The 26954-nt window shown below is 52.3% G+C and carries 18 protein-coding genes, 2 tRNA genes, 3 rRNA genes and 2 pseudogenes; 10 read left to right on the forward strand and 15 right to left on the reverse strand.

Annotation, left to right across the window (positions count from 1 at the left end):
• The first annotated feature begins 101 nt into the window (after nt 1-101).
• Complete coding sequence (locus DQM57_RS07755) at nt 102-1163, forward strand: 5'-nucleotidase (RefSeq protein WP_230698763.1); 1062 nt, start codon at nt 102-104, stop codon at nt 1161-1163.
• Nucleotides 1164-1223: 60 nt separating this feature from the next.
• Here the strand turns inward: DQM57_RS07755 and DQM57_RS07760 are convergent, their stop codons facing one another.
• From DQM57_RS07760 to DQM57_RS07800, 8 genes and pseudogenes are all read right to left on the reverse strand, one after another.
• A complete protein-coding gene (locus DQM57_RS07760; RefSeq protein ID WP_003678313.1) occupies nt 1224-1673 on the reverse strand; it encodes a type IV pilin protein in 450 nt (149 codons plus the stop codon).
• 86 nt (nt 1674-1759) lie between these two features.
• A pseudogene (locus tag DQM57_RS07765) lies at nt 1760-2148 on the reverse strand (helix-hairpin-helix domain-containing protein).
• A gap of 92 nt (nt 2149-2240) precedes the next feature.
• Nucleotides 2241-2354 (reverse strand): 5S ribosomal RNA (rrf, locus tag DQM57_RS07770).
• Between the two features lie 96 nt (nt 2355-2450).
• A 23S ribosomal RNA gene (locus tag DQM57_RS07775) occupies nt 2451-5342 on the reverse strand.
• A gap of 345 nt (nt 5343-5687) precedes the next feature.
• Nucleotides 5688-5763: transfer RNA gene (locus tag DQM57_RS07780), tRNA-Ala, on the reverse strand.
• A gap of 5 nt (nt 5764-5768) precedes the next feature.
• Nucleotides 5769-5845, reverse strand: a tRNA-Ile gene (locus DQM57_RS07785).
• Between the two features lie 100 nt (nt 5846-5945).
• Nucleotides 5946-7486: ribosomal RNA gene (locus DQM57_RS07790) — 16S ribosomal RNA — on the reverse strand.
• The 16S, 23S and 5S rRNA genes sit together here with 2 tRNA genes alongside, the layout of an rRNA operon.
• 433 nt (nt 7487-7919) lie before the next feature.
• Nucleotides 7920-8726 (reverse strand): cytochrome C assembly family protein, encoded by an 807-nt coding sequence (locus DQM57_RS07800; RefSeq protein WP_107860402.1) that lies wholly within the window; start codon nt 8724-8726, stop codon nt 7920-7922.
• Between the two features lie 217 nt (nt 8727-8943).
• Between DQM57_RS07800 and ffh the strand changes: the two genes are divergently transcribed.
• Both ffh and DQM57_RS07810 read left to right on the forward strand, forming a co-directional pair.
• A complete protein-coding gene (gene ffh, locus DQM57_RS07805) occupies nt 8944-10314 on the forward strand; it encodes a signal recognition particle protein (protein ID WP_111727440.1) in 1371 nt (456 codons plus the stop codon).
• A 255-nt stretch (nt 10315-10569) separates the two neighbouring features.
• Nucleotides 10570-11025, forward strand: coding sequence for a four-helix bundle copper-binding protein (locus DQM57_RS07810; protein ID WP_111727441.1), 456 nt, complete (start codon nt 10570-10572; stop codon nt 11023-11025).
• A 54-nt stretch (nt 11026-11079) separates the two neighbouring features.
• On the opposite strand, the gene DQM57_RS07815 is transcribed toward DQM57_RS07810, so the two are convergent.
• Together DQM57_RS07815 and DQM57_RS07820 are read right to left on the reverse strand one after the other, a co-directional pair.
• A complete protein-coding gene (locus tag DQM57_RS07815; protein ID WP_107960939.1) occupies nt 11080-11685 on the reverse strand; it encodes a nitroreductase family protein in 606 nt (201 codons plus the stop codon).
• Between the two features lie 48 nt (nt 11686-11733).
• The gene (locus tag DQM57_RS07820) at nt 11734-12132 is read right to left on the reverse strand and encodes a DoxX family protein (RefSeq protein WP_107860399.1); all 399 of its coding nucleotides are present in this window, start codon (nt 12130-12132) and stop codon (nt 11734-11736) included.
• 107 nt (nt 12133-12239) lie between these two features.
• Between DQM57_RS07820 and DQM57_RS07825 the strand changes: the two genes are divergently transcribed.
• From DQM57_RS07825 to DQM57_RS07845, 5 genes are all read left to right on the forward strand, one after another.
• Entirely contained in the window at nt 12240-13151 is a 912-nt protein-coding gene (locus tag DQM57_RS07825; RefSeq protein ID WP_111727442.1) for a LysR family transcriptional regulator, read from the forward strand.
• Nucleotides 13141-14433: an FAD-binding domain-containing protein gene (locus tag DQM57_RS07830; RefSeq protein WP_107960941.1), complete on the forward strand. Its 1293-nt coding sequence runs from the start codon at nt 13141-13143 to the stop codon at nt 14431-14433. The genes DQM57_RS07825 and DQM57_RS07830 overlap by 11 nt, the downstream gene beginning before the upstream one ends.
• A gap of 62 nt (nt 14434-14495) precedes the next feature.
• The gene (locus DQM57_RS07835; RefSeq protein ID WP_107860396.1) at nt 14496-14798 is read left to right on the forward strand and encodes a hypothetical protein; all 303 of its coding nucleotides are present in this window, start codon (nt 14496-14498) and stop codon (nt 14796-14798) included.
• Between the two features lie 28 nt (nt 14799-14826).
• Nucleotides 14827-16977 (forward strand): ATP-dependent DNA helicase DinG, encoded by a 2151-nt coding sequence (dinG, locus tag DQM57_RS07840; RefSeq protein WP_111727443.1) that lies wholly within the window; start codon nt 14827-14829, stop codon nt 16975-16977.
• A 35-nt stretch (nt 16978-17012) separates the two neighbouring features.
• Nucleotides 17013-17627 (forward strand): tellurite resistance TerB family protein, encoded by a 615-nt coding sequence (locus DQM57_RS07845; RefSeq protein WP_111727444.1) that lies wholly within the window; start codon nt 17013-17015, stop codon nt 17625-17627.
• 160 nt (nt 17628-17787) lie between these two features.
• Here the strand turns inward: DQM57_RS07845 and DQM57_RS07850 are convergent.
• From DQM57_RS07850 to DQM57_RS07860, 3 genes and pseudogenes are all read right to left on the reverse strand, one after another.
• Nucleotides 17788-18144: pseudogene (locus tag DQM57_RS07850) on the reverse strand (SGNH hydrolase domain-containing protein); the annotation flags it as partial.
• A 66-nt stretch (nt 18145-18210) separates the two neighbouring features.
• Nucleotides 18211-19581, reverse strand: coding sequence for an adenylosuccinate lyase (purB, locus tag DQM57_RS07855; protein WP_111727445.1), 1371 nt, complete (start codon nt 19579-19581; stop codon nt 18211-18213).
• A gap of 72 nt (nt 19582-19653) precedes the next feature.
• The gene (locus DQM57_RS07860; protein ID WP_111727446.1) at nt 19654-20286 is read right to left on the reverse strand and encodes an LOG family protein; all 633 of its coding nucleotides are present in this window, start codon (nt 20284-20286) and stop codon (nt 19654-19656) included.
• 66 nt (nt 20287-20352) lie between these two features.
• Here DQM57_RS07860 and truC point away from each other — a divergent pair, with 66 nt between their 5' ends.
• The gene (gene truC / locus DQM57_RS07865; protein WP_111727447.1) at nt 20353-21057 is read left to right on the forward strand and encodes a tRNA pseudouridine(65) synthase TruC; all 705 of its coding nucleotides are present in this window, start codon (nt 20353-20355) and stop codon (nt 21055-21057) included.
• A 92-nt stretch (nt 21058-21149) separates the two neighbouring features.
• Complete coding sequence (locus DQM57_RS07870; protein ID WP_111727448.1) at nt 21150-23030, forward strand: ribonuclease catalytic domain-containing protein; 1881 nt, start codon at nt 21150-21152, stop codon at nt 23028-23030.
• A 354-nt stretch (nt 23031-23384) separates the two neighbouring features.
• Here the strand turns inward: DQM57_RS07870 and DQM57_RS07875 are convergent, their stop codons facing one another.
• Both DQM57_RS07875 and DQM57_RS07880 read right to left on the reverse strand, forming a co-directional pair.
• Nucleotides 23385-24380 carry a peptidylprolyl isomerase gene (locus DQM57_RS07875; protein WP_111727449.1) on the reverse strand — a complete coding sequence of 332 codons (996 nt, stop codon included), beginning with the start codon at nt 24378-24380 and terminating at the stop codon, nt 23385-23387.
• Between the two features lie 101 nt (nt 24381-24481).
• Nucleotides 24482-26890 carry an LPS-assembly protein LptD gene (locus DQM57_RS07880; protein ID WP_111727450.1) on the reverse strand — a complete coding sequence of 803 codons (2409 nt, stop codon included), beginning with the start codon at nt 26888-26890 and terminating at the stop codon, nt 24482-24484.
• Nucleotides 26891-26954: the final 64 nt, after the last annotated feature.

Consider the following 26954-nt stretch of genomic DNA (forward strand, 5'->3'; position numbering starts at 1 on the left):
AGACGAAGGCTGCAATTGTCCTTATGTCTAAGAGTGCAAACATACCTTAAATTACTATATTACATAGGCAAAATATAAACCTATAAAGAATTGGAAATATAATGCCGTCTGAAAACATCTTCAGACGGCATTATAAAATCTGTTCACCTTTTCAGATGAGTAATGTACACCCCTATACGATTTTTGCTACCATGCTCCATAAATCCACGGCTAAAGATATCCTTATTATGTCCTATGATTTATCGAAACGACTTGTAATCGGCTTAGCATCAAGCGCCCTATTCGACTTATCCGAATCGGATAATATATTTAGAACAGAAGGGGCAGAAACCTATAGGCAATATCAGAGAGAAAAACAAAACCACCCCTTAAAAAAAGGCGTTGCCTTTCCATTTATTAAAAAACTTCTGTCTATCAATGAAATAAACCCAAACGACCCACCGATTGAAGTTATTCTTTTATCCAGAAACGATCCGGATACCGGTTTACGGGTCATGAATTCGATAGAAGCCTATGGGCTTGATATTACACGAGCCTTATTCCTTCAAGGCGGAGACCCGCACAGATACATTAAAACACTATCGATTGATTTATTCTTATCTGCAAATGAAGTTGATGTGAGACAAGCTATCACGGCGGGCTATCCTGCCGGACACGTTTTAGCATCTCATTTCGAAGATGGTTGTCTCAGTGATTCGGAATTAAGGATTGCGTTGGATTTTGATGGTGTTCTTATTGATGATTCGTCAGAAAAAATCTATGCAGATCAAGGAATACGGTCTTTCCAAGAATATGAATTGAAACATAGTAACAAAACACATAATTCAGGACCATTAACGGGATTCCTAAAAAAATTATCAGAAATCCAAATACAGGAAAAAAACTTCTCCGTAACTAACAGGCAATACAAACCCAAATTACGTATTGCAATTATTACTGCTAGAAATGCCCCCTCCCACAAGCGTGTGATTAACACAATGCGTAGCTGGGGAATAACCGTAAATGAGGCCTTTTTTCTCGGCGGTATTGAAAAAAGAAAAATTCTTGAAGTACTCAAACCCCATATTTTCTTTGATGATCAAAAAATACATCTGGATTCTGCCACAGAAATCCTGCCTTCCGTCCATATCCCGTTCGGAATCAGAAACAAACATAATCTATAAAAATACCGGCGTTGTTTACAATATCTCCCATACTTGTAAACAACACCGATAATTTCAAACCTACTTAAATAATGTACAACCCTTATCATTACCCCTAAAATAATCTAATCCATCATCACAAGAACTGGTAGATCCTTTACAAACAAAAGTTACCAAATTCTCATTCATCTTAATAATACGAGGCTCTTTATTTTTATCTATGGCAACTGCCTTCAACATAAACTTACTGTCCAACGCACCTCTCGCAACCCCATTCAACCGAATACAAAAACCCTCAGCCTCTTGAATCGGTAACTTTGGCCACTTAGTAGATGTTTGTTTAAATGTCCCATTTTGTAGATAAAACTTTTCCATAAAATGTGCATTCTCTAATAAAGCCGAGCGTACCGCACTTATTCTAGCCTTTTCAATATAATTACTGTAGATTGGATAAGCAATTAGAGCAAGTACAGACAATATCAAAACTACTGATATTAATTCAACCAGCGTAAACCCCCGATTATCAGTCATTACTTTACTTCCAATAAGAACAGATTATTCAACATATTTCTTTGAACAGACTTACTATCCCATTCAGCAGTATGCATGTTCCCGCCCTATTTTTTAGCTGCGGGTAAAGCCGGTTTGGCTGGGGCCTTAGCCGCAGGCGCACCGACAGAAGCCTGGTCCTTCAGCTTCGCCAACACCGCAGGGCCGATACCCTTAACCTTCGTCAACTCGTCCACAGACTTGAACGCACCGTTTTGCGCACGGTATTCCACAATGGCCTTTGCCTTCGCCGGACCTATTCCCGGCAGCGCCTCCAATTCCTGCTGGGAAGCGGCATTGACGTTTACCGCAGCAAAAGAGAAGGCGCAGGAGAACAGCATACAGAACAATACAAACATTTTTTTCATAGTTTTTCCTTCAACGTGTGGTAAATAATAAAATTACGTCATTTTAAAATGAATATCCCAAAATTTCAAGTATCCCTCCACAAACCCAACCGGACACCTCACAGATACCGTCCCGCCATCCCCGACATTTTTTCCTGGCAAAGCAAAAACCCCCGGATATCCGGGGGTTTTCTGAATGGGTGTTTGGCAGTGACCTACTTTCGCATGGAAGAACCACACTATCATCGGCGCTGAGTCGTTTCACGGTCCTGTTCGGGATGGGAAGGCGTGGGACCAACTCGCTATGGCCGCCAAACTTAAACTGTTACAAATCGGTAAAGCCTTAATCAATATATTCGGTGATGACTGAATCAGTCAGTAAGCTTTTATCTCTTGAAGTTCTTCAAATGATAGAGTCAAGCCTCACGAGCAATTAGTATGGGTTAGCTTCACGCGTTACCGCGCTTCCACACCCCACCTATCAACGTCCTGGTCTCGAACGACTCTTTAGTGTGGTTAAACCACAAGGGAAGTCTCATCTTCAGGCGAGTTTCGCGCTTAGATGCTTTCAGCGCTTATCTCTTCCGAACTTAGCTACCCGGCTATGCAACTGGCGTTACAACCGGTACACCAGAGGTTCGTCCACTCCGGTCCTCTCGTACTAGGAGCAGCCCCCGTCAAACTTCCAACGCCCACTGCAGATAGGGACCAAACTGTCTCACGACGTTTTAAACCCAGCTCACGTACCACTTTAAATGGCGAACAGCCATACCCTTGGGACCGACTACAGCCCCAGGATGTGATGAGCCGACATCGAGGTGCCAAACTCCGCCGTCGATATGAACTCTTGGGCGGAATCAGCCTGTTATCCCCGGAGTACCTTTTATCCGTTGAGCGATGGCCCTTCCATACAGAACCACCGGATCACTATGTCCTGCTTTCGCACCTGCTCGACTTGTCGGTCTCGCAGTTAAGCTACCTTTTGCCATTGCACTATCAGTCCGATTTCCGACCGGACCTAGGTAACCTTCGAACTCCTCCGTTACTCTTTGGGAGGAGACCGCCCCAGTCAAACTGCCTACCATGCACGGTCCCCGACCCGGATTACGGGTCTGGGTTAGAACCTCAAAGACACCAGGGTGGTATTTCAAGGACGGCTCCACAGAGACTGGCGTCTCTGCTTCTAAGCCTCCCACCTATCCTACACAAGTGACTTCAAAGTCCAATGCAAAGCTACAGTAAAGGTTCACGGGGTCTTTCCGTCTAGCAGCGGGTAGATTGCATCTTCACAACCACTTCAACTTCGCTGAGTCTCAGGAGGAGACAGTGTGGCCATCGTTACGCCATTCGTGCGGGTCGGAACTTACCCGACAAGGAATTTCGCTACCTTAGGACCGTTATAGTTACGGCCGCCGTTTACTGGGGCTTCGATCCGATGCTCTCACATCTTCAATTAACCTTCCAGCACCGGGCAGGCGTCACACCCTATACGTCCACTTTCGTGTTAGCAGAGTGCTGTGTTTTTAATAAACAGTCGCAGCCACCTATTCTCTGCGACCCTCCTAGGCTTACGGAGCAAGTCCTTAACCTTAGAGGGCATACCTTCTCCCGAAGTTACGGTATCAATTTGCCGAGTTCCTTCTCCTGAGTTCTCTCAAGCGCCTTAGAATTCTCATCCTGCCCACCTGTGTCGGTTTGCGGTACGGTTCGATTCAAACTGAAGCTTAGTGGCTTTTCCTGGAAGCGTGGTATCGGTTACTTCGTGTCCGTAGACACTCGTCGTCACTTCTCGGTGTTAAGAAGACCCGGATTTGCCTAAGTCTTCCACCTACCGGCTTAAACAAGCTATTCCAACAGCTTGCTAACCTAACCTTCTCCGTCCCCACATCGCATTTGAATCAAGTACAGGAATATTAACCTGTTTCCCATCGACTACGCATTTCTGCCTCGCCTTAGGGGCCGACTCACCCTACGCCGATGAACGTTGCGTAGGAAACCTTGGGCTTTCGGCGAGCGGGCTTTTCACCCGCTTTATCGCTACTCATGTCAACATTCGCACTTCTGATACCTCCAGCACACTTTACAATGCACCTTCATCGGCCTACAGAACGCTCCCCTACCATGCCGGTAAACCGGCATCCGCAGCTTCGGTTATAGATTTGAGCCCCGTTACATCTTCCGCGCAGGACGACTCGACCAGTGAGCTATTACGCTTTCTTTAAATGATGGCTGCTTCTAAGCCAACATCCTGGCTGTCTATGCCTTCCCACTTCGTTTACCACTTAATCTATCATTTGGGACCTTAGCTGGCGGTCTGGGTTGTTTCCCTCTTGACAACGGACGTTAGCACCCGCTGTCTGTCTCCCGAGGAACCACTTGATGGTATTCTGAGTTTGCCATGGGTTGGTAAGTTGCAATAACCCCCTAGCCATAACAGTGCTTTACCCCCATCAGTGTCTTGCTCGAGGCACTACCTAAATAGTTTTCGGGGAGAACCAGCTATCTCCGAGTTTGTTTAGCCTTTCACCCCTATCCACAGCTCATCCCCGCATTTTGCAACATGCGTGGGTTCGGTCCTCCAGTACCTGTTACGGCACCTTCAACCTGGCCATGGATAGATCACTCGGTTTCGGGTCTACACCCAGCAACTATTCGCCCTATTAAGACTCGGTTTCCCTACGCCTCCCCTATTCGGTTAAGCTCGCTACTGAATGTAAGTCGTTGACCCATTATACAAAAGGTACGCAGTCACACCACTAGGGTGCTCCCACTGTTTGTATGCATCAGGTTTCAGGTTCTATTTCACTCCCCTCCCGGGGTTCTTTTCGCCTTTCCCTCACGGTACTGGTTCACTATCGGTCGATGATGAGTATTTAGCCTTGGAGGATGGTCCCCCCATATTCAGACAGGATTTCACGTGTCCCGCCCTACTTTTCGTACGCTTAGTACCACCGTTGTGATTTTGAATACGGGACTATCACCCACTATGGTCAAGCTTCCCAGCTTGTTCTTCTATCTCAACAGTTATCACGTACAGGCTCCTCCGCGTTCGCTCGCCACTACTTGCGGAATCTCGGTTGATTTCTTTTCCTCCGGGTACTTAGATGGTTCAGTTCTCCGGGTTCGCTTCTCTAAGTCTATGTATTCAACTTAGGATACTGCACAGAATGCAGTGGGTTTCCCCATTCGGACATCGCGGGATCATAGCTTTATTGCCAGCTCCCCCGCGCTTTTCGCAGGCTTACACGTCCTTCGTCGCCTATCATCGCCAAGGCATCCACCTGATGCACTTATTCACTTGACTCTATCATTTCAAGAACTTCTTTGACTTCGTTTACCTACCCGTTGACTAGGGAAGCAAACTTGAAATTTCTACTTTGATAAAGCTTACTGCTTTGTTGTGTCTTAATCCTGCCTTTTGTGTTTCAGGATTAAGTCGATACAATCATCACCCAAATACTGTGTTTGTTTTCTTTTCTCTCGCGAGAGATTTTTACCCTTTGCAAAAGGTAAAAATCAAAACAAACTCATTGTCTTTGTTTGTTGATTTCGGCTTTCCAATTTGTTAAAGATCGATGCGTCGTTATTCTACTTCGCAAATCAAAATAAGCTGCTAAAAATAGCAAACTTGCTTTCATTTGTAAAGTTTTGGTGGAGGCAAACGGGATCGAACCGATGACCCCCTGCTTGCAAAGCAGGTGCTCTACCAACTGAGCTATGCCCCCGTTATTGGTGGGTCTGGGAGGACTTGAACCTCCGACCCCACGCTTATCAAGCGTGTGCTCTAACCAGCTGAGCTACAAACCCGGATTCTCTTCTTAAGCGAACCTTGCCTTCACTCAAGCTTCTTCCGCATCTTTTCAGTTTACCGATAAGTGTGAATGCCTAAAGCCTCTTCTTTCTCTAGAAAGGAGGTGATCCAGCCGCAGGTTCCCCTACGGCTACCTTGTTACGACTTCACCCCAGTCATGAAGCATACCGTGGTAAGCGGACCCCTTGCGGTTATCCTACCTACTTCTGGTATCCCCCACTCCCATGGTGTGACGGGCGGTGTGTACAAGACCCGGGAACGTATTCACCGCAGTATGCTGACCTGCGATTACTAGCGATTCCGACTTCATGCACTCGAGTTGCAGAGTGCAATCCGGACTACGATCGGTTTTGTGAGATTGGCTCCACCTCGCGGCTTGGCTACCCTCTGTACCGACCATTGTATGACGTGTGAAGCCCTGGTCATAAGGGCCATGAGGACTTGACGTCATCCCCACCTTCCTCCGGCTTGTCACCGGCAGTCTCATTAGAGTGCCCAACTGAATGATGGCAACTAATGACAAGGGTTGCGCTCGTTGCGGGACTTAACCCAACATCTCACGACACGAGCTGACGACAGCCATGCAGCACCTGTGTTACGGTTCCCGAAGGCACTCCTCCGTCTCTGGAGGATTCCGTACATGTCAAGACCAGGTAAGGTTCTTCGCGTTGCATCGAATTAATCCACATCATCCACCGCTTGTGCGGGTCCCCGTCAATTCCTTTGAGTTTTAATCTTGCGACCGTACTCCCCAGGCGGTCAATTTCACGCGTTAGCTACGCTACTGAACAATCAAGTTGCCCAACAGCTAATTGACATCGTTTAGGGCGTGGACTACCAGGGTATCTAATCCTGTTTGCTACCCACGCTTTCGAGCATGAACGTCAGTGTTATCCCAGGAGGCTGCCTTCGCCATCGGTATTCCTCCACATCTCTACGCATTTCACTGCTACACGTGGAATTCTACCTCCCTCTGACACACTCTAGTCACCCAGTTCAGAACGCAGTTCCCAGGTTGAGCCCGGGGATTTCACATCCTGCTTAAGTAACCGTCTGCGCTCGCTTTACGCCCAGTAATTCCGATTAACGCTCGCACCCTACGTATTACCGCGGCTGCTGGCACGTAGTTAGCCGGTGCTTATTCTTCAGGTACCGTCATCAGCCGCTGATATTAGCAACAGCCTTTTCTTCCCTGACAAAAGTCCTTTACAACCCGAAGGCCTTCTTCAGACACGCGGCATGGCTGGATCAGGCTTGCGCCCATTGTCCAAAATTCCCCACTGCTGCCTCCCGTAGGAGTCTGGGCCGTGTCTCAGTCCCAGTGTGGCGGATCATCCTCTCAGACCCGCTACTGATCGTCGCCTTGGTAGGCCTTTACCCCACCAACTAGCTAATCAGATATCGGCCGCTCGAATAGCGCAAGGCCCGAAGGTCCCCTGCTTTCCCTCTCAAGACGTATGCGGTATTAGCTGATCTTTCGATCAGTTATCCCCCACTACTCGGTACGTTCCGATATGTTACTCACCCGTTCGCCACTCGCCACCCAAGAAGCAAGCTTCTCTGTGCTGCCGTCCGACTTGCATGTGTAAAGCATGCCGCCAGCGTTCAATCTGAGCCAGGATCAAACTCTTATGTTCAATCTCTAACTTTTTAACTTCTGGTCTGCTTCAAAGAAACCGACAGGACAATGTTCAAAACATCATCTTGTCTGTCTTTCAAACAGTGTGAGGCTCAAGGCACTCACACTTATCGGTAATCTGTTTTGTTAAAGAGCGTTTGAACTATTAAGTACGCAACAGTATCGGAATATCCAATACGGCTTAAACCAAACCGTGCTATACTTCTCCGTTTCATTACCGCCGCTTCGTCAGCAGCGAAGAACCGAACTATACGCTTGAAGACGTATACGGTCAATACCTCACCTTGCCTTTTTTTAATTATTTTCTCCATCTCGCTGTCTGATAAGGTTTTTTATTTCGCCACAAACCACATCTGACTCGAAATTTACCTGCCTCCATCTTAATCTGCTTCTCTCACTCTATTTAATACAGCTTAAATTACCGGTGGTGCTTATTTTTGCAAAATGATTTCTAATACAAATTTACTGCCTATATAAGCAATCATTAGACTGACAAACCCAATGATAGTCCATACAGCAACATTTTTACCCCGCCATGAGGTCATGCCGTGTTTAAGCAGCAGTCCTCCGTAAATCAACCACGACAATATGCCGAATACGGTTTTATGAGTAAAGGTCATGGGTTTTCCAAATACCGCTTCTGCAAAAAATGTTCCACTGACAACAGAATAAGTCAACAAGATAAAACCGGCCAGCATAGTTTGAAACATAAGCCGTTCCAAACTCAACAACGGAGGCAGAAATCCTGTGAATTTTGAAAAACTCCTACGATGTAGGCTTCGGTGCAGCAAAATGGTTAACACTGATAACAATGTAGCAATACCAAACAGTCCGTACGCAAACAACGATGCCCCTATATGCAGCATAAAAGGAAGGTCGGCAATCTTGTACCCTATAAACTTTCCGGGAAAAACGAGACCCAAAAACAGCATCATTACGGCACATGGGTACAACAACAACTGCAATCCGCGCAACGAATAAAAGAAACTGCCGACAAAATAGATAAACAACATCATCCAAACAATCAGGCTGACGGAATAACCGAAACCCATAATCAGTATTTTGTCTTGAATAACCGGCATCAACAGCGCCGCCCCATGCGCGGTCAATGCCGCACCCAAGACAGGCAGCTCGGTTCTCCATGGGTAGTCTTTACTGCGCCCCTGCTGTTGGCAATACCATGCAAACGCGCCCAACCCGGCATAAACTACAAGCAAGCAGATGAAAACTGTCGGCATAATGAACTTTCTTTAACATATGTTATTGGCCATATGCGGCTGTTCCTGAAATATTGGAACTTTTAGCGTCGAGATTGTAGAATCCGATTTTTGGCAATATCTGCCAAATTCACCCAAATACCGTTTGACACGATAACCGTATCAAAATAATCTCGATTTCATTTTAACAAAGAATGCCCCGCATTGGGCAAGCTATTATCCACACCAAGGACAAACAATGTTAGACAATTTAACCAGCCGCTTCAGCAATGTCCTCAAAAACATCCGCGGACAAGCCAAACTGACCGAAGACAATATTAAAGAAGCCTTGCGCGAGGTTCGTCTTGCCCTGCTGGAAGCCGACGTTGCATTGCCCGTCGTTAAAGAATTCGTCAACACAGTCAAAGAACAAGCCCTTGGCCAAGAAGTCGTCGGCAGCCTGACGCCTGACCAAGCCTTTATCGGCGTGGTCAACCAAGCTTTAGTCGAACTGATGGGCAAGGAAAACAAAACGCTGGATTTATCGGTTTCACCGCCCGCCATCGTTTTGATGGCCGGTTTGCAAGGTGCCGGTAAGACAACAACCGTCGGCAAACTCGCCCGCCTGCTGAAAAACGATCAGAAGAAAAAAGTTTTGGTGGTATCCGCCGACGTTTACCGCCCTGCCGCAATTGAACAGCTGCGTCTGTTGGCAGAACAGGTCGGCGTGGACTTTTTCCCGTCCGATACCAACCAAAAACCGGTTGAGATTGCAACTGCCGCCGTCGATTACGCCAAAAAACATTTTTACGATGTCTTGATGGTCGATACCGCCGGCCGCCTGGCAATCGATGAAGAGATGATGAACGAAATCAAAGCGCTGCATACGGCGGTCAACCCGGTTGAAACTTTGTTCGTCATCGATGCCATGCTGGGTCAGGATGCGGTGAACACTGCTCAGGCATTTAATGAAGCCCTGCCGCTGACCGGTGTCGTATTGACCAAGATGGATGGCGACTCGCGCGGCGGTGCGGCATTGTCCGTACGCCATGTAACCGGCAAACCGATTAAATTTATCGGTGTCGGCGAAAAAATCAACGGCCTCGAACCTTTCCACCCCGACCGTCTTGCCAGCCGTATCCTCGGCATGGGCGACGTATTGACCCTGATTGAAGACGTTCAAAAAGGTATTGATGAAGAAGCCGCCGCCAAAATGGCGAAAAAGCTGCAAAAAGGCAAAGGCTTCGACCTCAACGACTTTAAAGAACAAATCCAGCAGATGCGCAACATGGGCGGCTTGGAAAACCTGATGTCGAAAATGCCGGGCGAACTGGGTCAAATATCGAAACAAATCCCCGAAGGTACGGCTGAAAAAGCGATGGGCAAAGTAGAAGCCATCATCAACTCGATGACCCCTAAAGAACGCGCCAACCCTGCCCTGCTCAAAGCCAGCCGCAAACGACGTATTGCAATGGGTGCGGGTACGACCGTGCAGGAAGTGAACAAATTGCTCAAACAGTTTGAACAAATGCAACAAATGATGAAGATGTTCAGCGGCAACGGTTTGGGCAAACTGATGCGCTTGGCCAAAGGCATGAAGGGAATGAAGGGAATGTTTCCCGGTCTTTAATGTTTGAAAACAAAAGCCGTCTAAAACGATTTTCAGACGGCTTTTTGTCTGTTACCATGTCTGCACATCATTTCAAAACAGATTGATGCACCATTCCTCAAATTTTCGAATAGCTGAAACATGCCTGCTCGTGCGATAATTTCACATCTGCAAAATCAAACAGTTATTCAGAAAAGCGTACCGATCCGGCCAGGGCAGTATAGTAAGTGCGTACCTTATGCCGGACCCGCATGTTGAAACATATAAGGAAACATTATGAACCGTCGTCAATTTTTGGGCAGTGCCGCTGCCGTCTCCCTGGCTTCCGCCGCCTCTTTCGCGCGTGCGCACAGCCATGCCGACCACCATCATCATCACGATATGCAACCTGCCGCCGCATCCGCCTACACTGCCGTCCGCCAGACTGCAGCACACTGCATAGATGCTGGACAGGTTTGCCTGACACACTGCCTGTCCCTGCTTACCCAGGGCGATACGTCTATGGCCGATTGCGCGGTTACCGTGCGCCAAATGCTTGCCCTATGCGGTGCGTTGCACGACCTTGCTGCACAAAATGCCCCTCTGACACGCGACGCGGCAAAAGTGTGCCTCGACGCATGCAAACAATGTTCCAAAGCCTGTAAAGAACATGCTGCCCACCATGCGGAATGCAAAGCATGTTACGAGTCCTGCCTTGACTGTATCAAAGAATGCGAAAAACTCGTTGCCTGATACTGAAAAATGCCGTCTGAATCCTTTTCAGACGGCATTTTTTTGACTGCTAAATTATGTGCCGAACACTTTCAAACGTTCTGCAACAGGTTCAAAGGCCTTTTCACCTGCCGCCCCTTCAATACCGCCGATAACCATTTGTGCGCGCAACAACCAATTTTCGGGGATATTCCACGCTTTGGCAATCGCCGCATCGGGCAAGGGGTTGTAATGTTGCAGGTTTGCACCTACGCCGACCGCGGCAAGTGTTGTCCAGACGGCATACTGTACCATAGCGTTCGCCTGGTCCGCCCAAACGGGAAAGTTGGCGGCATAAGCAGGGAACTGCTCCTGCAAACCTTTGACAACATTTTGATCTTCATAAAACAAAATAGTTGCCGCACCCGCCTTAAACAGGTTCAATTTTTGCGCGGTCGGTTCAAAACTGTCGGCAGGCACGACGGCACGCAGCGCGTCTTCGACAAATTGCCACACCTTATCATGCTCTTCGCCAAACAGCACGACCACACGGGCAGATTGGGAATTGAACGAAGAAGGTGTGTGCAAAACAGCATGTTCGACGATTTGGACAACTTCATCTTTGCCGACGGGCAGATTTTTATTTAACGAATAAATGGAACGGCGGCTTTCCGCAGCCTGTTGCAGAGATTGACGAGTCATTTCTTTTCCTCAAAAACATTCAACAAAATACACTTTAGGCAGTCCGGTTCAGGCTTTACGCTTGAAAAACAGCCTGTCCAGCGACCATGCTCCACCGCCCGCTGCCGCAATATAGAAGAATACGAAGCAGAACAGCACTGCAGACTCGCCGCCGTTGGCAATCGGGAACAAAGCATTTCCGGAAGCGTGCGCCATAAAATAGGCAACCGCCATCTGGCCGGACAAAACAAACGCGGCAGGGCGCGTAAACAAGCCCAACACCAGCAAAATGCCGCCGACAATTTCTAAAATACCGGCAACCAGCATCAACCCTTCGGGTGAACCGCTGCCCATTTCAATGGGAAAGGCGAAGAATTTTGACGTACCGTGCAACAAAAACAGGTAGGCGGTTACGATACGCAAAACAGAAAGCAAAACAGGTTGGATACGGTTGCAGCAATTGGACATAAAAGCTCCTTAAATATTCGTCATCTTTTGTACCGGTACAGTATAGATAATTCCTCCCCATAGATATATACTGCTTTTATTGAAACAATGTTTCCAAAAAAGAAACTATGGACACCCTGTTCAGCCTCAAGGTTTTCCGCCAAGTCGTCCAAAGCGGCGGCTTTACCCGCGCCGCCGACGCGCTCGGCATCTCCACCGCAATGGCAAGCAAACACATCAGCCACTTGGAAAACACCGTCCAAGCCAAACTCCTGCACCGCAACAGCCGCAACCTCAGCCTGACCGAAGCCGGGGAAGAATACTACCGGCAATGCAGTTACGCGCTCGACACGCTCGACGATGCCGCGCAAAAAGCCGCCGGAGGGACGGAAAAACCGCAGGGGCTGCTGCGCGTGACGATGCCGCTGTGGTTTGCCGGCAGCCTGATATGCAACTGGCTGGCGGAATACCGCGAACGTTATCCCGAGGTAACATTAGAACTGATTTTGGACAACCGCCACATCGATTTGATTGCTGAAGGCGTGGATTTGGCGTTGCGCGTTTCCCAAACCCTTTCCCCTTCGCTAATCGTGCGCCCGCTGGCGGAAATCGAATTTGCCCTGCTTGCCTCGCCGGACTTCCTGATGTGCAACGGCGTACCGAAAACACCTGAAGAAGTCATGATGCTGCCCGCTGTCCTGCCGACCTACACCAACCAGCAGAAACTCGACATCACCCGCAAATCGGACGGCAAGAAATACCGGCTTGAACTGACCCCCGTCATCCGTACCGACAATACGCTGATGATGCGCGAAATGATTAAGGCGGGCGCGTGCATCGGGTATCAGCCGTTTTGGGCGGTAGAACACGATTTGCGTTGCGGTACGCTGGTGCGCTTGCTGTCCGAATATACCGTCCCGACCGACCGCCTGAATGCCGTTTATGCGGACAGGGCATTCTTAAGCGCGAAAGTCCGCAGCTTCATCGATTTTCTGAACGAAAAAATTGAAAACAGAAAAGACTGCCGAAATGCCGTCTGAACACGCCGCCACTGTTGCACACGCTATGTATACGCTCGTCTGGTTCCGACAAAACCTCCGTATCCGCGACAACGCCGCCTTATGCGCCGCCGTTGCCGAAGGTTCGCCCATTATCGGCATTTGGATTGAAGATACCGAAACAGGCAATCTGCACCGGACTGCATTCTACCGCCAATCTGCCGCCGAACTTGCCCAAGTGCTTGCAGGGCACGGCATCCCGCTCTACACGGCTGCATCGTCATCCGAGCTGGTCCGACTTGCCGCCGGCTCCTCCGTCCGCACCGTCATCGCCGACGCATCCTGTACCTTTGCTGAAAAACTCGCCGACAACGCCCTTTGGCATGAGCTGGACAAACACGGTATCAGGCTGACCTTCGTCAACGACCGTTCCGTTTTCGACCAAACCGACCTGACACCAGACAACGGTACGGCACACACCGATTTCAACCGCTACCGCAAAGCATGGTGCGACCGCTTTTCCAAGCACCCCCCCGCCGATTCGGACATATTCGCGACATACCGCCAACCGTTCCCCGAAAACCTTTCCGCCCCGCAAACTGCCGCTCTTTCAGACGGCATCTTCCCAATACGGCGCGGTGGCAGTTCTGCTGCATGGAAGCAGTGGCAGACCTTCCTCAAACAGGCAGATTTTTATGATGTATTAAAAGATTTTCCTTCACGCAAACACACATCGCTGATGAGTGCCTATCTGAATGCAGGCTGCCTTTCGCCGAGGCTGTTGGCACGGGAGGGCATCGGGTACCGCTTGGATTCGTGGACGGACAACCTGATCCGCCGCGACTTCTTCCTTCAACTTGCCTTGCAGCACGCGGACGATGCCCCTTCAGACGGCAATCCGGAAAATACCCGATATCTGTCACTCTGGCAGCAGGGACAGACCGGCATCCCGATTATCGATGCCTCTATGCGCTGCCTATATAAGACGGGCGGCCTCCATCCCGTACTGCGCCGGCTGTGCGCCGACTTCCTATGCCATACGCTTCGCGTGCCCCGTCATGAAGGCGAAGCATGGTTTGCCCGACTGCTGACCGATTTCGATGCAGCAATCAACCAAGGCAACTGGCGGCTTGCCGCCTCACGGCACACCTACCCCGACATTGCCGCCGCCGCACACAAGACCGACCCCGACGGCACCTTTGTCAGACGGCACATCCCCGAGCTTGCCCACCTGCCGGCGGCAGTCATCCATACCCCGTGGCGCGCCGCCGGCAGCATCGACACCCACGGCTATCCCGCCCATCCTGTCGCCGGTATTCCCTAAGCGGCATGGCAACCTAAAACAAATGCCGTCTGAACTTCCGTTTCAGACGGCATTGTATCCGAATGACTCAATATCTTCCGCTTTTCTCACTTTCAATAATCAGGTATGCCCAAATCACCGCCACCCAAGCCGACACCGTTCCCATCGCCAGCAAAAAATGCTGCCAATCCGTCATCGGCGGTACAGGGCAACGGCCGCATTCGATTTCCGCGCCGCCCAACAACCGGTACAGCAGCATATCCGCAATCCAAAGCAACAACGGGTATTTCAAACGCTGCAACCAAAAAACCAACCACGTCCGCACGATTCACCTCACCCCCATTCCGACAACGATATTGTACCGCTTCCGTGCAATGTTAAAATAACCCCACTTCTACCGCCGTACAAAACGCCATGCTCACCGATTTAGAAAAAAACGCCATCCGCGACCATTACCAAAATATCGGCAAAAACCTGCCCGGTTTCCGTCCGCGCACTTCGCAGCGGGAAATGATTGCGGCGGTTGCCAACGCTTTTTCGCGGACATTGACGCGTGAAGAGGGCGGCGAGCCGCCCAAACGCGAAGGCGAGAGCATTGCCGTAATCGAAGGCCCGACCGGCGTGGGTAAATCGCTTGCCTACCTGCTTGCGGGCGGCATCATGGCGCAAACACGCGGCAAGCGGCTGATTGTGAGCAGCGCGACGGTTGCCTTGCAGGAGCAGTTGGTAGACCGCGACCTGCCGTTTCTGGTCGAAAAAAGCGGTTTGGAACTGACCTTCGCACTTGCCAAAGGGCGCGGCCGCTATCTCTGCCCCTACAAACTCTATCAACTGACGCAAAGCAACGCCCAACAAAACCTGCTCGGCTTTGAAGCCCCCGCCGTCTTGTGGGACAGCAAACCCAAGCCCGAAGAATTGAAGCTGCTGCGCGACATCGCCGACGAATTTTCCGCCCGACGGTTCAACGGCGACCGCGACACTTGGCCGGAAAAAATCGATGACGCGATTTGGCTCAAAGTGACCAACGACCGCCACGGCTGCCTGAAAACCGCCTGTCCCAACCGTCCGGAATGCCCTTTTTACCTGGCACGCGATGTCTTGGAAACCGTCGATGTCGTCGTTGCCAACCATGACCTTCTGCTTGCCGACATCAGCATGGGCGGCGGCGTGATTCTGCCTGAGCCAGAAAACAGTTTCTATTGCATCGACGAAGCGCACCACCTGCCCAAAAAAGCCCTCAGCCGTTTTGCCGCCGAACATTCATGGAATATTGCCGTTTGGACGCTGGAAAAACTGCCGCAGCTTACCGGCAAAATTGCCGCGCTTACCGATAAAGCCGAACTTGCCAACCTGGCCGACGAAGCCGCCGCATCCTTGCTCGACAGCCTGCATGAATGGCAATTCCATTTGGCGGAAGAGCCATCTTTAAGTCTGGGGGTGTCTGAAAACGACAGACGAACCAACAGCGAACCGACTTGGCTGTGGGAAGACGGCAAAATCCCCGAAGGCCTCGAAACCACCGTTTCCAATACGGCCATTGCTGCGCGCAGCCTGCTCAAACACGTTATCGGGCTGAACGATGCGCTTTCTGCCGCACGCCGCGAAAAAGAACAGGACGGCGCGCTCCTCGACCGCCTGACCAGCGAGTTCGGCCTTTTTATCTCCCGTATCGAACAAATCAGCGCAGTTTGGGATTTGCTCTCCACCGTCCCCCTCGAAGGCGAAGAGCCGCTGGCAAAATGGATAACCCGCCGCGCCGACGACAAAAACGACTACATTTTCAACGCCAGCCCCATCAGCAGCGCGTCCCACCTCGCCAACAGCCTGTGGCGGCGCGCGGCAGGCGCGGTATTGACCTCCGCCACCCTGCAATCCTTGGGCAACTTTAACCTGATGCTGCGCCAAACCGGGCTGCAATGGCTGCCCGAGACCACCACCCTCGCCCTCAAAAGCCCCTTTGACTTTGAAAAACAGGGCGAACTCTACATCCCCCCCATATACGCCAGCCCCAAAGACCCCGAAGCCCACACCGAAGCCATCATCGAATGGCTGCCCAAGCTTATTTCGCCCACCGAAGCCATCGGCACACTCGTCCTGTTTTCCTCGCGCAAACAAATGCAGGATGTCGCTCTGCGCCTGCCCGGAGACTACCTGCCGCTCTTGCTCGTACAAGGCGAATTACCCAAAGCCGTCCTCCTGCAAAAACACCACCAGGCCATAGAAGAAGGCAAAGCCAGCATCATCTTCGGACTCGACAGCTTTGCCGAAGGACTCGACCTGCCCGGCACCGCCTGCGTGCAAGTCATCATCGCCAAACTCCCCTTCGCCATGCCCGACAACCCCATCGAAAAAACCCAAAACCGCTGGATAGAACAGCGCGGCGGCAACCCCTTCATCGAAATCACCGTCCCCGAAGCCGGCATCAAACTCATCCAGGCCGTCGGCCGCCTCATTCGCACCGAACAAGACTATGGCCGCGTAACCATCCTCGACAACCGCATCAAAACGCAGCGGTACGGCCAACAATTATTAGCCGGCCTGCCGCCGTTTAAAAGGATAGGGTAAACATACTGCCCTTCCCGCAACAGAAAGGAAAAATCATGAACTTCACCCGACTGCTCAACCAAGTCTTAAGCACGGTTCAAAAAAAAGGCAACACATTCTCCGACAGCCCGCTCAATTCATTCGGCGGAGGCGCGCTGGTTGCCGGTGTCGCCTCCATGCTGCTGAACGGTAAAAACCGCAAAACCATCACCAAAATCGGTTCGACCGCCGCTTTGGGCTACCTCGCCTACCGGGGCTATCAGATGTGGCAGCAAAACAAAGGGCGGGCAACCGTAACACAAAGCGATTTCCAACCTGCCGGAGAAACTGAAGAAACATACAGCCGCACCGTATTGCGCACCATGATAGCCGCCGCCGCTTCAGACGGCATGATAGACGAAGCCGAACGCCGGACTATCGAACAGGAAAGCGGCACAGACCCCGAAACTGCCGCATGGCTCGCCGCCGAATACCGCCTTCCCGCAAGCATCGAAGACATCGCCGCCTCCGTCGGCAACGATGAGGCGCTGGCGGCGGAGGCCTATCTGGCGGCAAGACTGGTATGTGCCGATTTGTCGCGGAAAGAAACCGTCTTCCTCGCCCGCCTGTCGCAAGCTTTGGAACTGGATGACAATCTGGTGGAAAACTTGGAAAGGCAATTGGGGTTTTGATTAAAAATTCCCTCCCGCAGGGGAGGGAAAAGCATTAAGAGAACAGTTATTTCCAACCACTGTCTCTCAAACCGGCAAATGAGAACCGTCCGCCGACCCGAACGGGAAACGGTATACGGCGGCATACGACGGCACAAACGATATCGGACGGCAAGGCAGGTTACTGCAATGCGCCGCCGTGTGAATGCTTGAGCAAGCTTTCATGTTTGTGGAATTCCCGCCCCATATAATAGGAACCGAATTCCGTCAGGTGATCCTGGTCGCTATAAAGATAATGGCCGTGTATTTCGACCGTGTTTTTAGGAAGGTATTTCTGTGCATCAACCCAATGCACATTGGGGATATCTTTAACCAAATCAAAGACCACCTGATTGCTCTTTTCAATATTGCCCATAGCTTGAATAGGTTGGAGATATTGGTTTATAGCAAATCTTTTCAATTTTTCCTCCCTCAAGGGCGAACGGCTGATTGATGCATTATTTGCAAAAACATATACGGGTTTGACGGCGGCTATCCTTATGTCCCGGTATTTTAAAAATGCCGTCTGAACGCGCGTTCAGACGGCATCGGTTTCAATAAACGCTCAAATCCGTTTAGCCAACGCTTCAGCCTTGCCCACATACAGTGCGGGGGTCAGCTCAAGCAATTTTGCTTTGGCTTCAGTAGGGATTTCCAGCGATTCGATGAAGACTTTCAGCACTTCGGGCGTAATGCCGTCTTTACCGCGCGTCAGGTCTTTCAGCTTCTCGTAAGGATTGGCGACACCGTAACGGCGCATTACGGTTTGAATCGGCTCGGCGAGCAGCTCCCAAGTGGCATCCAAATCGGCGGCAAGCGCGGCAGGGTTGGGTTCGAGCTTGTTCAGACCGCGCAGGTGGGCGACGAAACCCAACATGGCATAGCCCACGCCCACGCCCATATTACGCAGGACGGTGCTGTCGGTCAGGTCGCGCTGCCAGCGGGAGACGGGCAGTTTTTCGGACAAAAAGCCCAATACGGCGTTAGACATGCCGAGGTTGCCCTCGGAGTTTTCAAAGTCGATGGGGTTGACTTTGTGCGGCATAGTGGAAGAACCGACTTCGCCTGCTTTGACTTTTTGTTTGAAGTAACCCAAAGAAATGTAGCCCCAAACATCGCGGTTGAAGTCGATCAGAATCGTGTTGATGCGGCTGAGGGTTTGGAAGAATTCAGCCATGTAGTCGTGCGGTTCGATTTGGATGGTGTAGGGGTTGAAGGTCAGGCCGAGGCTGATTTCGACAAAGTTGCGGCAGTGGGTTTCCCAATCGACGTCGGGATAGGCGACCATGTGGGCATTGTAGTTGCCGACCGCGCCGTTGATTTTGCCGAGGAATTCTTGCGCTTGCAGGTTTTTAAACTGACGTTGCAGGCGGTACACGATATTGGCGATTTCTTTACCAAGTGTGCTTGGTGTAGCAGGCTGGCCATGCGTGCGGCTCATCATAGGAACGGCAGCCAACTCATGCGCCATGCCGGTCAGCTTCTCGATGATTTCGGCCAGCTTCGGCAGCAAAACAGCCTCACGCGCTTCTTGCAGCATTAAAGCGTGGGACAGGTTGTTGATGTCTTCGCTGGTGCAGGCGAAATGGATGAACTCGCCGGCAGCGGCGACTTCGGGCACTTCGGCAAAACGTTTTTTCAGCCAATATTCGATGGCTTTGACATCATGATTGGTCGTGGCTTCGATGGCTTTGACGGCGGCTGCGTCTTCCAATGAAAAGTTTTCGATGACTTTGTCGATTTCGGCAAGCGTTCCGGCACTAAAGGGCGGTACTTCGACAATCTTCGGCTCGGCGGCCAGGGCTTTGAGCCAGTTTAATTCGACTTTAACGCGCGCCTTCATCAGGCCGTACTCTGAAAAAATCGGGCGCAATGCTTCAACGGATTGGGCATAACGGCCGTCTAAAGGGGAAAGCGAGGCGATGGGGTTGATCATATCGGCATCCTGTTCGGAAAAGACATCAAGAAATGTTAAATTGTTTGCAATTATACATGATTTTGCAGGGCATCATGCCGTCTGAAACCCGTTTTCCGACAGATACGCAACGATTTCTTCTTCATCGTCCGATATGGTGAACAAAGAGGCTGCTCCTTCGGAAATCAGACCGCGCGCCAAAAGCTGCGTGTTTATCCACTCCGCCAGACCCGACCAAAACGCCTTCCCGACCAAAACGACCGGACGCGGCGGCACTTTGCCCGTCTGCACCAAGGTTAGGATTTCAAACAATTCGTCCAGCGTCCCGAAGCCGCCCGGCATCACGACATATGCTTGGGAATAGCTGAAAAACGCCGCCTTGCGTTCGGCAAAACGGGAAAACCGCAAGGCGATGTCCTGATACGGATTCGGTTTCTGCTCATGCGGCAGGGCAATGTTCAGCCCCACCGAAACCGATTTCCCTGCAAACGCGCCCTTGTTTGCCGCCTCCATAATCCCCGGTCCCCCGCCCGAAATGACGGCAATGCCCAAATCCGACAGCCGCCTTGCCAGACGGCAGGCAAACGCATAATCCGCATGATTCTGCGGCGTGCGCGCGCTGCCGAAGATACTGACTGCCGGAAACACACCCGCCAATGCTTCGTCTGCCTGCCTGCGTTCGGCATCATAACGTGCCTGCTCCGTCACACGGTTTGTATTCCCCATTCCGTCCTCCGTTTAAAAACAACGATTGTACCTGCAGGAACACGATACAATAACCGTTTTTTTGCCATGCTCGACATCATCTACCGCGACGGCCGCACCGTTGCCGTCAACAAGCCCGCCGGAATGCTCGTCCACCGTTCGTGGTTGGACAGCCGCGAAACCGTCTTCGCCATGCAGACGCTGCGCGACCAAATCGGACAACACGTCTACCCCGTCCACCGCCTCGACCGCCCCACATCCGGCGTCCTCCTGTTTGCCCTCGACCCTGAAGCCGCCCGCCTGCTGACGCAGCAGTTCGAACAAAAAAACATACGCAAAACCTACTGGGCAATCGTGCGCGGACACCTGCCTTCAGACGGCATCATCGACTATCCGCTCAAATACTGCCCCGACAAAATTGCCGAAGCGCATACCGAATCCGTCATACAGGACGCGCAAACCGCCTGCCGCTGCATCGCCCGAACCGAGCTGCCCTTCCAATCCGCACTGCGCTACCCGACCTCGCGCTACTCGTGGGCGGAGCTGACGCCGCATACAGGGCGCAAGCACCAGCTCCGCCGCCACATGAAACACATCTTCCACCCCATCGTCGGCGACACCAACTACGGCGACCTGCGCCAAAACCACGCCGTTGCCGCACACCTCGGCACGCAACGCCTCATGCTCCACGCCCGTTCCCTGACCTTCCGAAGCCCCGATGGCGGACAGACCGTAACCGCCCTTGCCGAAACCGACAGCCAATGGGCGGTCTGGCTGGAACAGTTCAAATAGGTGCGCCAACCCTCCCCAAACCTTTTTTCAGACGGCATTTTCGGTAATCTGCTAAAATCGCCCGCTTGAGTTTCCACAGAAAAATCCGAAAAATGAATATTTTTTACGAAGAGTCCGGCCAATTCAAAGTTGCCGCCATCGTCCAAAAAAACGACGCTACCTACCAAGTCGATACCCAACACGGCAAACGCACCAAAGTGAAGGCAAACAACGTCTTTGCCGAGTTCGACGGCGACATGGCGGCGTTTTTGGAGAACGCGCAGGCGCAGGCGGCGGACATCGACACCGATTTATTGTGGGAAGTATGCGGCGAAGAAGAATTTTCCGCTGAGGCGATTGCCGAAGAATATTACGGTCATGCGCCGACCAAAACCGAGCTGGCGGCGACTTTAATTGCGCTGTACGCCGCGCCGATGTATTTCTACAAAAAAGCCAAAGGCGTGTTCAAAGCCGCGCCTGAAGAAACTTTGAAACAAGCGCTTGCCGCCATCGAACGCAAAAAACAGCAAGACGCACAAATCGACGCTTGGGCGGAAGCCTTGAAACGCGGCGAGATGCCGTCTGAAATCGCGGCGGATTTGAAAACCATCTTACACGCGCCCGACAAACAGTCGCTGACCTACAAAGCCTTTACCAAAGCCGCCGACGCGCTGAAAACCTCCGCCTACGAATTGGCGAAAAAAACGGGCGGCATTACGTCCATTCCCCAATATCTGCAAGACGGTTTTGAAATCAAATACTTCCCCAAAGGAACAGGCTTCTCCGACCTTGCCCTTCCTGAAATGCCCAACTTGCCCAAAGCCGACGTTACCTCCTTTTCCATTGACGACGAATCGACCACCGAAGTGGACGATGCCTTGAGCCTGACCGACTTGGGCAATGGCATGAAACGCGTCGGCATCCACATCGCCGCGCCGTCGCTTGCCATTAAACCAGGCGACAAAATGGAAAAAAACATCATGAAACGCTTGAGCACGGTCTATTTCCCCGGCGGCAAAATCACCATGCTGCCTGAAAACTGGATTGCCGCGTTCAGCCTTGATGCGGGCGCGTACCGTCCTGCCGTCAGCATTTATTTCGATGTGGACAGCGAGTTCAACGTCGGTGAGCCGACCTGCAAAATCGAAGCCGTCAATATCGCCGAAAACCTGCGCATCCAAGCCATCGAGCCGCATTTCAACGCCGAAACCGGCTTGGACGAAGCAGGCGAAATGATGTTCGCCCACCATCAAGACCTGATTTGGTTCTATCAATTTGCCATCGCCCTGCAAAAAGCACGCGGCAAATACGAGCCCGACCGCGCGCCGCAATACGATTACAGCATCGAATTAGATGAGGAAGGCAACGTATCCGTTGTCCGCCGCGAACGCGGTTCGCCCATCGATACGCTGGTCAGCGAGATGATGATTCTTGCCAACAGCACTTGGGCGCAAATGCTGGACGAAAACGAGCTGCCCGGCCTTTTCCGCGTCCAACCGGCAGGCAAAGTGCGCATGAGCACCAAATCCGAGCCGCACATCGGCATGGGCGTGCAGCATTACGGCTGGTTCACTTCGCCACTGCGCCGCGCCGCCGACTACATCAACCAAAAGCAGCTGATCAGCCTAATCGACGACACTGCCGAGCCGCTGTATCAAAACAGCGATGCCGAGCTTTTTGCCGCACTGCGCGACTTTGATGCCGCCTATACAGCCTACGCCGACTTCCAACGCCAAATGGAAGCCTACTGGAGCCTCGTGTACCTGCAACAGCAAGGCACAAGCGAGCTGACGGCCACCATCCTCAAAGAAGACCTCGTCCGCATCGAAGGCCTGCCGCTGGTCACGCGCGCGACCGGTATTCCGTTTGACGCGCTGCCCAAATCACAGGCATTGTTCAAAATTACTGAATTGAATGCCGAGAAGCAGTTTGTCTCGCTCAACTACATCAAGGCAGTCGCACTCGCGGGCACAACGGCAGGCAATGCCGTCTGAACCCCGATACGGCAAACTCCGGCAACAAAAAACGGACGGCAAATATGCCGTCCGTTTTTACTTTTATCCCCGATTTATGGGGCAAGTTTTCCGACTGCATCCTGTCAAAAAATTCCATTACTTTCAAATGCTTGAAAGTTAAAAAGGTTAAATTTTTTCTTAGCAATCAAAACCATTGTTTGACGGAACATTAACTTAAAGAGCAACCGGAAAACTTGTACGCGGATTACATGGCGTTTGTCTATATTTCTCAATATGTTCTGCCGCTTCGTCCGCCTGTCTGCCGCCGCAGTTTGAAAAAGCCGTGCCGCCCAAAGGTTGTCGGGACGGCACGGCTTTTCAGTCACGACCGTTTCAGCGGATGTCCACGTAGGCACCGGAATGCAGGTCGCGCAACAGGTCGGCGGTCGCACGCTCCGCCTTCTGTTGGAAAATATACTGGCGCACGGCGTTGCGGACGCGTTCCTGAGGCGTGCCGGCCTCGCGTACTTCGTTCAGCTTGATGATGTGCCAGCCGAACTGGGTGCGTACGGGCGCGCTGACTTGGCCGGGTTTGAGACTGCGGACGGTTTCTTCAAAGGCGGGAACCATTACGCCGTCGGCAAACCAGCCTAAGTCGCCGCCGTTGCCCGCGCTCGCGTCTTGCGAATATTGGCGCGCCAGGCTGGAAAAGTCTGCACCGCTGCGTGCCTCTCCGTAGATTTTGCGGATGGTGCTTTCTGCGCCGACGGCGGCGTTCTCGCTGTCGGCCTTAATCAGGATGTGTTGGGCGCGGTATTGGCGCATCGGCTCGCCTTCGGGCAGGGTAACGCCCTGTTTCTGCGCCTGTTCGATAAAGCGGTCGACCTCTGCCTCGCTTACCCGGCTGTTCTGCATCACTGCCTGCTGGCGGACTTTTTCGGCAATAATGCTGTCGGCAAGTTCGCGGCGTTGTTCGGCAGACAGGTTTTTAAGCGAGGGGTTTTGCGCGGCGACGGCGGCAATTTCTGCCTCACTTGCCTGAATATTGCGGCGTTTGCCCGCCTGTACGATCAGGGATTGGTTGACCAGCTGCATCAGTACTTGTTCGGTCAATGCCGTATCGCTGATTTGTACGCCTTTGGGCAGGTTTGCCTTGGTATCGGCAACAGCCTGTGCCAGCCTGCGGCGTGTGATGACTTCGTTGTCGGCAACGGCGGCGATGCCGTCTGAAAAGTGTATGCCGCCTTCCTGTTGCGCGGTTTCTTGGCGTGCCGTCTCCGCCGGCTTGGCGGCTTTGGCGGCAGATGCAGGTTTTGCCGCACGGGGTGCCGCTTGGCTGTAGGAGGCGCTCAGCAGTGCGGCGGCTATCATCAGGGTTTTTATCTTCATCGATATTTCCTTATCGGTTGGATTCCGCACTTGGGTTCGGCGGAATCGGGGTTGTTCGTCGGACGGCAGGTTCGTTGGAACAGGACGGAGATTCGGTCTGTTTACGGCTGCGTTTTGCGCCTGCCTGAAAGGTCCAGATTCGGGATATAGCCGGGTACGGCAATGTCCATCGTGCCTTTGGGAACCCTGCCGATATTGCTCAAGTCTTTTAATTGCAGGGTAAGGAAGACGGCGTTTTTGTAGGTGTTCTCTCCGGTAACGTAACGTTGCGCATACATGCCGGCGCTCCAGCAGCCGCAACTGCTCCGATATTCGGCACCCGCCAGCATTTCTATCGGTTTTTTGGCTTCAAAACCGTAGTTGTAGCGGGCGACGGCCGACAGGTTACGCGTCAGCGGCCATTGTGCGGACAGGTCGAGCTGGCTGAGTTTGTCGTAAAAATAGGAGCCGTCGGCCTGCAGGTAGATTTTTTCATTGCGCCCGTATTTGTAACGGGCGTTCAATACTTTGCCAGGCTCGGGCAGGTAGCTGATACCGACGGTGTAATTTTCGGCGCGTTTGTCGTTTTGGTTGTAATGGATGCTGCTGTCGAGGGTAAAACGGCCGCCTATGCCGCTGGATGCGAATGCCACCCAGTCGGAACGGTTGCGCGGATTCCTGCTGATGCTGCCGTCAAGCATGACTGCGTCGTTCTTGAAATAGAACTTCTGACCGATGCCGGCGCGGAACCGTTCTTCTCCGGTCGCGTTGTCGAGAATACGGCTCTGCACGGCGGCGGAAAGGCTGTTTGCGGCGTTAATCCTGTCGTTGCCGTAATAGAGGTTTTCACGGAACAGCTGACCGTAGCCGAAACTGTTCTCGGATGAGTCGAAATTGGGCAGGTCGTTTTGTGATTTGGCCGGGATATAGTTGTAGAACAGGCGCGGTTCGAGGGTTTGCAGGACTTCTCCGCCGAACAGCCGCGTATTCCGCTCGAAGGTTGCGCCGCTGTCGATATTGACAATGGGCAGCACGCGGCTGACGCGGCGCGGCTCTTTGCCGTCGAAGCGGTTAAGGCTGTAATAGGTGGCGTGCAGCCCGAGCTTGGGCCGGATATAACCCCAGCTGCTGCCGAACTCCCATTTGACGCCGGGATACACGACCAGGCGGCTGCCGTCTTGGCGGCTGTTGTGGCTGAATCGTGTGAATTGTGCGGATACGCCGACTTGCGCTCTGCCTGTATTTTTACGCCACTCGGCCGAAAGGCGCGGCATGAGGGCATACGGTTCGTCTTTATAGCCGTTTTGGTTGGCCAGCGTCTGGAATTTTTGTGCCGACAATCCGACGTTCAAAATGCCGCCAGCCGCCTTGCCGCTGTAATCCAGCCATACCCGCCGGTTGAGGTTGATGTTGCTGGCTATTTCTTCGCTGCCGTAAAAGTCGCGGTAGTAGCCGCTGTCGGAAACCCCGTTGAAATCTACGCCGGCTTGGGTTGTTTCGGAAATCTTATGCTTATGCTGCCATTTCGCCTGATAACGGTTGCTCATACCGCTTTTTTTGTCGTGCGGCATCCAGGTCAGGTCGGACTGTCCGCTGTAATCCGGCCGCAGGTAACGGAACTGCCCGTCGAATACCGCGCCCCGCGCGCCGATTATACCGGCGGACAGGGTGGCATCGAAATTGGGGGCAAGGTTGAAATAATAGGGGACGGAAAGGGAAATGCCGTCTGAACCGGTGGACAGGGAGGGAACGAGCAGGCCGCTTTTGCGGTTGCCGTTCAGCGGGAAGTCCGCCCAAGGCGTATAGAAAAGGGGAACGCCTCCGAATACGAACGAGGCATGCTTGGCAACGCCCACACCCTGTTCCTGATCGGCTTCGACGGAAGCGGCCTTGATATACCAGCCGGCATCGCCTGTGGAACAGGTGTTGAATTGGGTTTCCGTCAGTTTGTAATGCCCCTCGCCCGCCATTTCGGCCGTGCGGCTGACGCTTTGCAGCCGCCGCCCGTCGCGCTCCTCTTCCATGCGGACATTGTGCGCCTCACCGGTCTGGCGGGCGAGGTTATAGGTCAGCGTTTCACCCTGAATCAACGTACCGTCCTGCTTGAGGGCGAAACGGTCTCCCGCGGTAACGGTTTCGCCGACCTGGTCGTAATCCGCCCAGTCGGCATTGAGGGTTGCCCGGTTGCGTTCGACAACGACGCCGCCCTCCGCGCGTACCTTGACCTGCGACTGCCCTTCCACCTTGTCGGCGACAATTCGCGTGTGGTTTTCGGGCACAGGCCCTTCGCCGCTTCCTTTAACGGCAGATTCGGTTTTTTCGGGTTTGCCGCTTTCGTTACTGCAAAACAGGCAGGTTGAACCGAGGCTCAGGCCGGCAGGCTGCATGGGTTCGGACACGCTCCGAACGCTTCCTCCGGCGGTCGGATTGTCTGTTTCCTCCGCCGCAACGGCATCGGCGGCGGCGCAATGCGTGCCGAAGCAGAAGCCCAATGCCAGCACCAGTGGTTTGAGTGAAAATAAACGAGCCAAAATTGCCCCTCAAGTCGGTTTGCCAGTTAGAATAGCGTTTATTGTAACCTGAAATGCTTTAGTA

Origin of the sequence: Neisseria cinerea, assembly GCF_900475315.1 — a bacterium.
Taxonomy (GTDB): domain Bacteria; phylum Pseudomonadota; class Gammaproteobacteria; order Burkholderiales; family Neisseriaceae; genus Neisseria; species Neisseria cinerea.

What these genes read in the sequence shown, in the direction of transcription:
- DQM57_RS07800 (WP_107860402.1), bottom strand. Translation starts at nt 8,726, where the DNA reads ATGCCGACAGTTTTCATCTGCTTGCTTGTAGTTTATGCCGGGTTGGGC.
- DQM57_RS07815 (WP_107960939.1), bottom strand. Translation starts at nt 11,685, where the DNA reads ATGACTCGTCAATCTCTGCAACAGGCTGCGGAAAGCCGCCGTTCCATT.
- DQM57_RS07875 (WP_111727449.1), bottom strand. Translation starts at nt 24,380, where the DNA reads ATGAAGATAAAAACCCTGATGATAGCCGCCGCACTGCTGAGCGCCTCC.
- DQM57_RS07845 (WP_111727444.1), top strand. Translation starts at nt 17,013, where the DNA reads ATGAACTTCACCCGACTGCTCAACCAAGTCTTAAGCACGGTTCAAAAA.
- ffh (WP_111727440.1), top strand. Translation starts at nt 8,944, where the DNA reads ATGTTAGACAATTTAACCAGCCGCTTCAGCAATGTCCTCAAAAACATC.
- DQM57_RS07820 (WP_107860399.1), bottom strand. Translation starts at nt 12,132, where the DNA reads ATGTCCAATTGCTGCAACCGTATCCAACCTGTTTTGCTTTCTGTTTTG.
- DQM57_RS07810 (WP_111727441.1), top strand. Translation starts at nt 10,570, where the DNA reads ATGAACCGTCGTCAATTTTTGGGCAGTGCCGCTGCCGTCTCCCTGGCT.
- truC (WP_111727447.1), top strand. Translation starts at nt 20,353, where the DNA reads ATGCTCGACATCATCTACCGCGACGGCCGCACCGTTGCCGTCAACAAG.
- DQM57_RS07825 (WP_111727442.1), top strand. Translation starts at nt 12,240, where the DNA reads ATGGACACCCTGTTCAGCCTCAAGGTTTTCCGCCAAGTCGTCCAAAGC.
- DQM57_RS07760 (WP_003678313.1), bottom strand. Translation starts at nt 1,673, where the DNA reads ATGACTGATAATCGGGGGTTTACGCTGGTTGAATTAATATCAGTAGTT.
- purB (WP_111727445.1), bottom strand. Translation starts at nt 19,581, where the DNA reads ATGATCAACCCCATCGCCTCGCTTTCCCCTTTAGACGGCCGTTATGCC.
- DQM57_RS07835 (WP_107860396.1), top strand. Translation starts at nt 14,496, where the DNA reads ATGACTCAATATCTTCCGCTTTTCTCACTTTCAATAATCAGGTATGCC.
- DQM57_RS07870 (WP_111727448.1), top strand. Translation starts at nt 21,150, where the DNA reads ATGAATATTTTTTACGAAGAGTCCGGCCAATTCAAAGTTGCCGCCATC.
- dinG (WP_111727443.1), top strand. Translation starts at nt 14,827, where the DNA reads ATGCTCACCGATTTAGAAAAAAACGCCATCCGCGACCATTACCAAAAT.
- DQM57_RS07755 (WP_230698763.1), top strand. Translation starts at nt 102, where the DNA reads ATGCCGTCTGAAAACATCTTCAGACGGCATTATAAAATCTGTTCACCT.
- DQM57_RS07830 (WP_107960941.1), top strand. Translation starts at nt 13,141, where the DNA reads ATGCCGTCTGAACACGCCGCCACTGTTGCACACGCTATGTATACGCTC.
- DQM57_RS07860 (WP_111727446.1), bottom strand. Translation starts at nt 20,286, where the DNA reads ATGGGGAATACAAACCGTGTGACGGAGCAGGCACGTTATGATGCCGAA.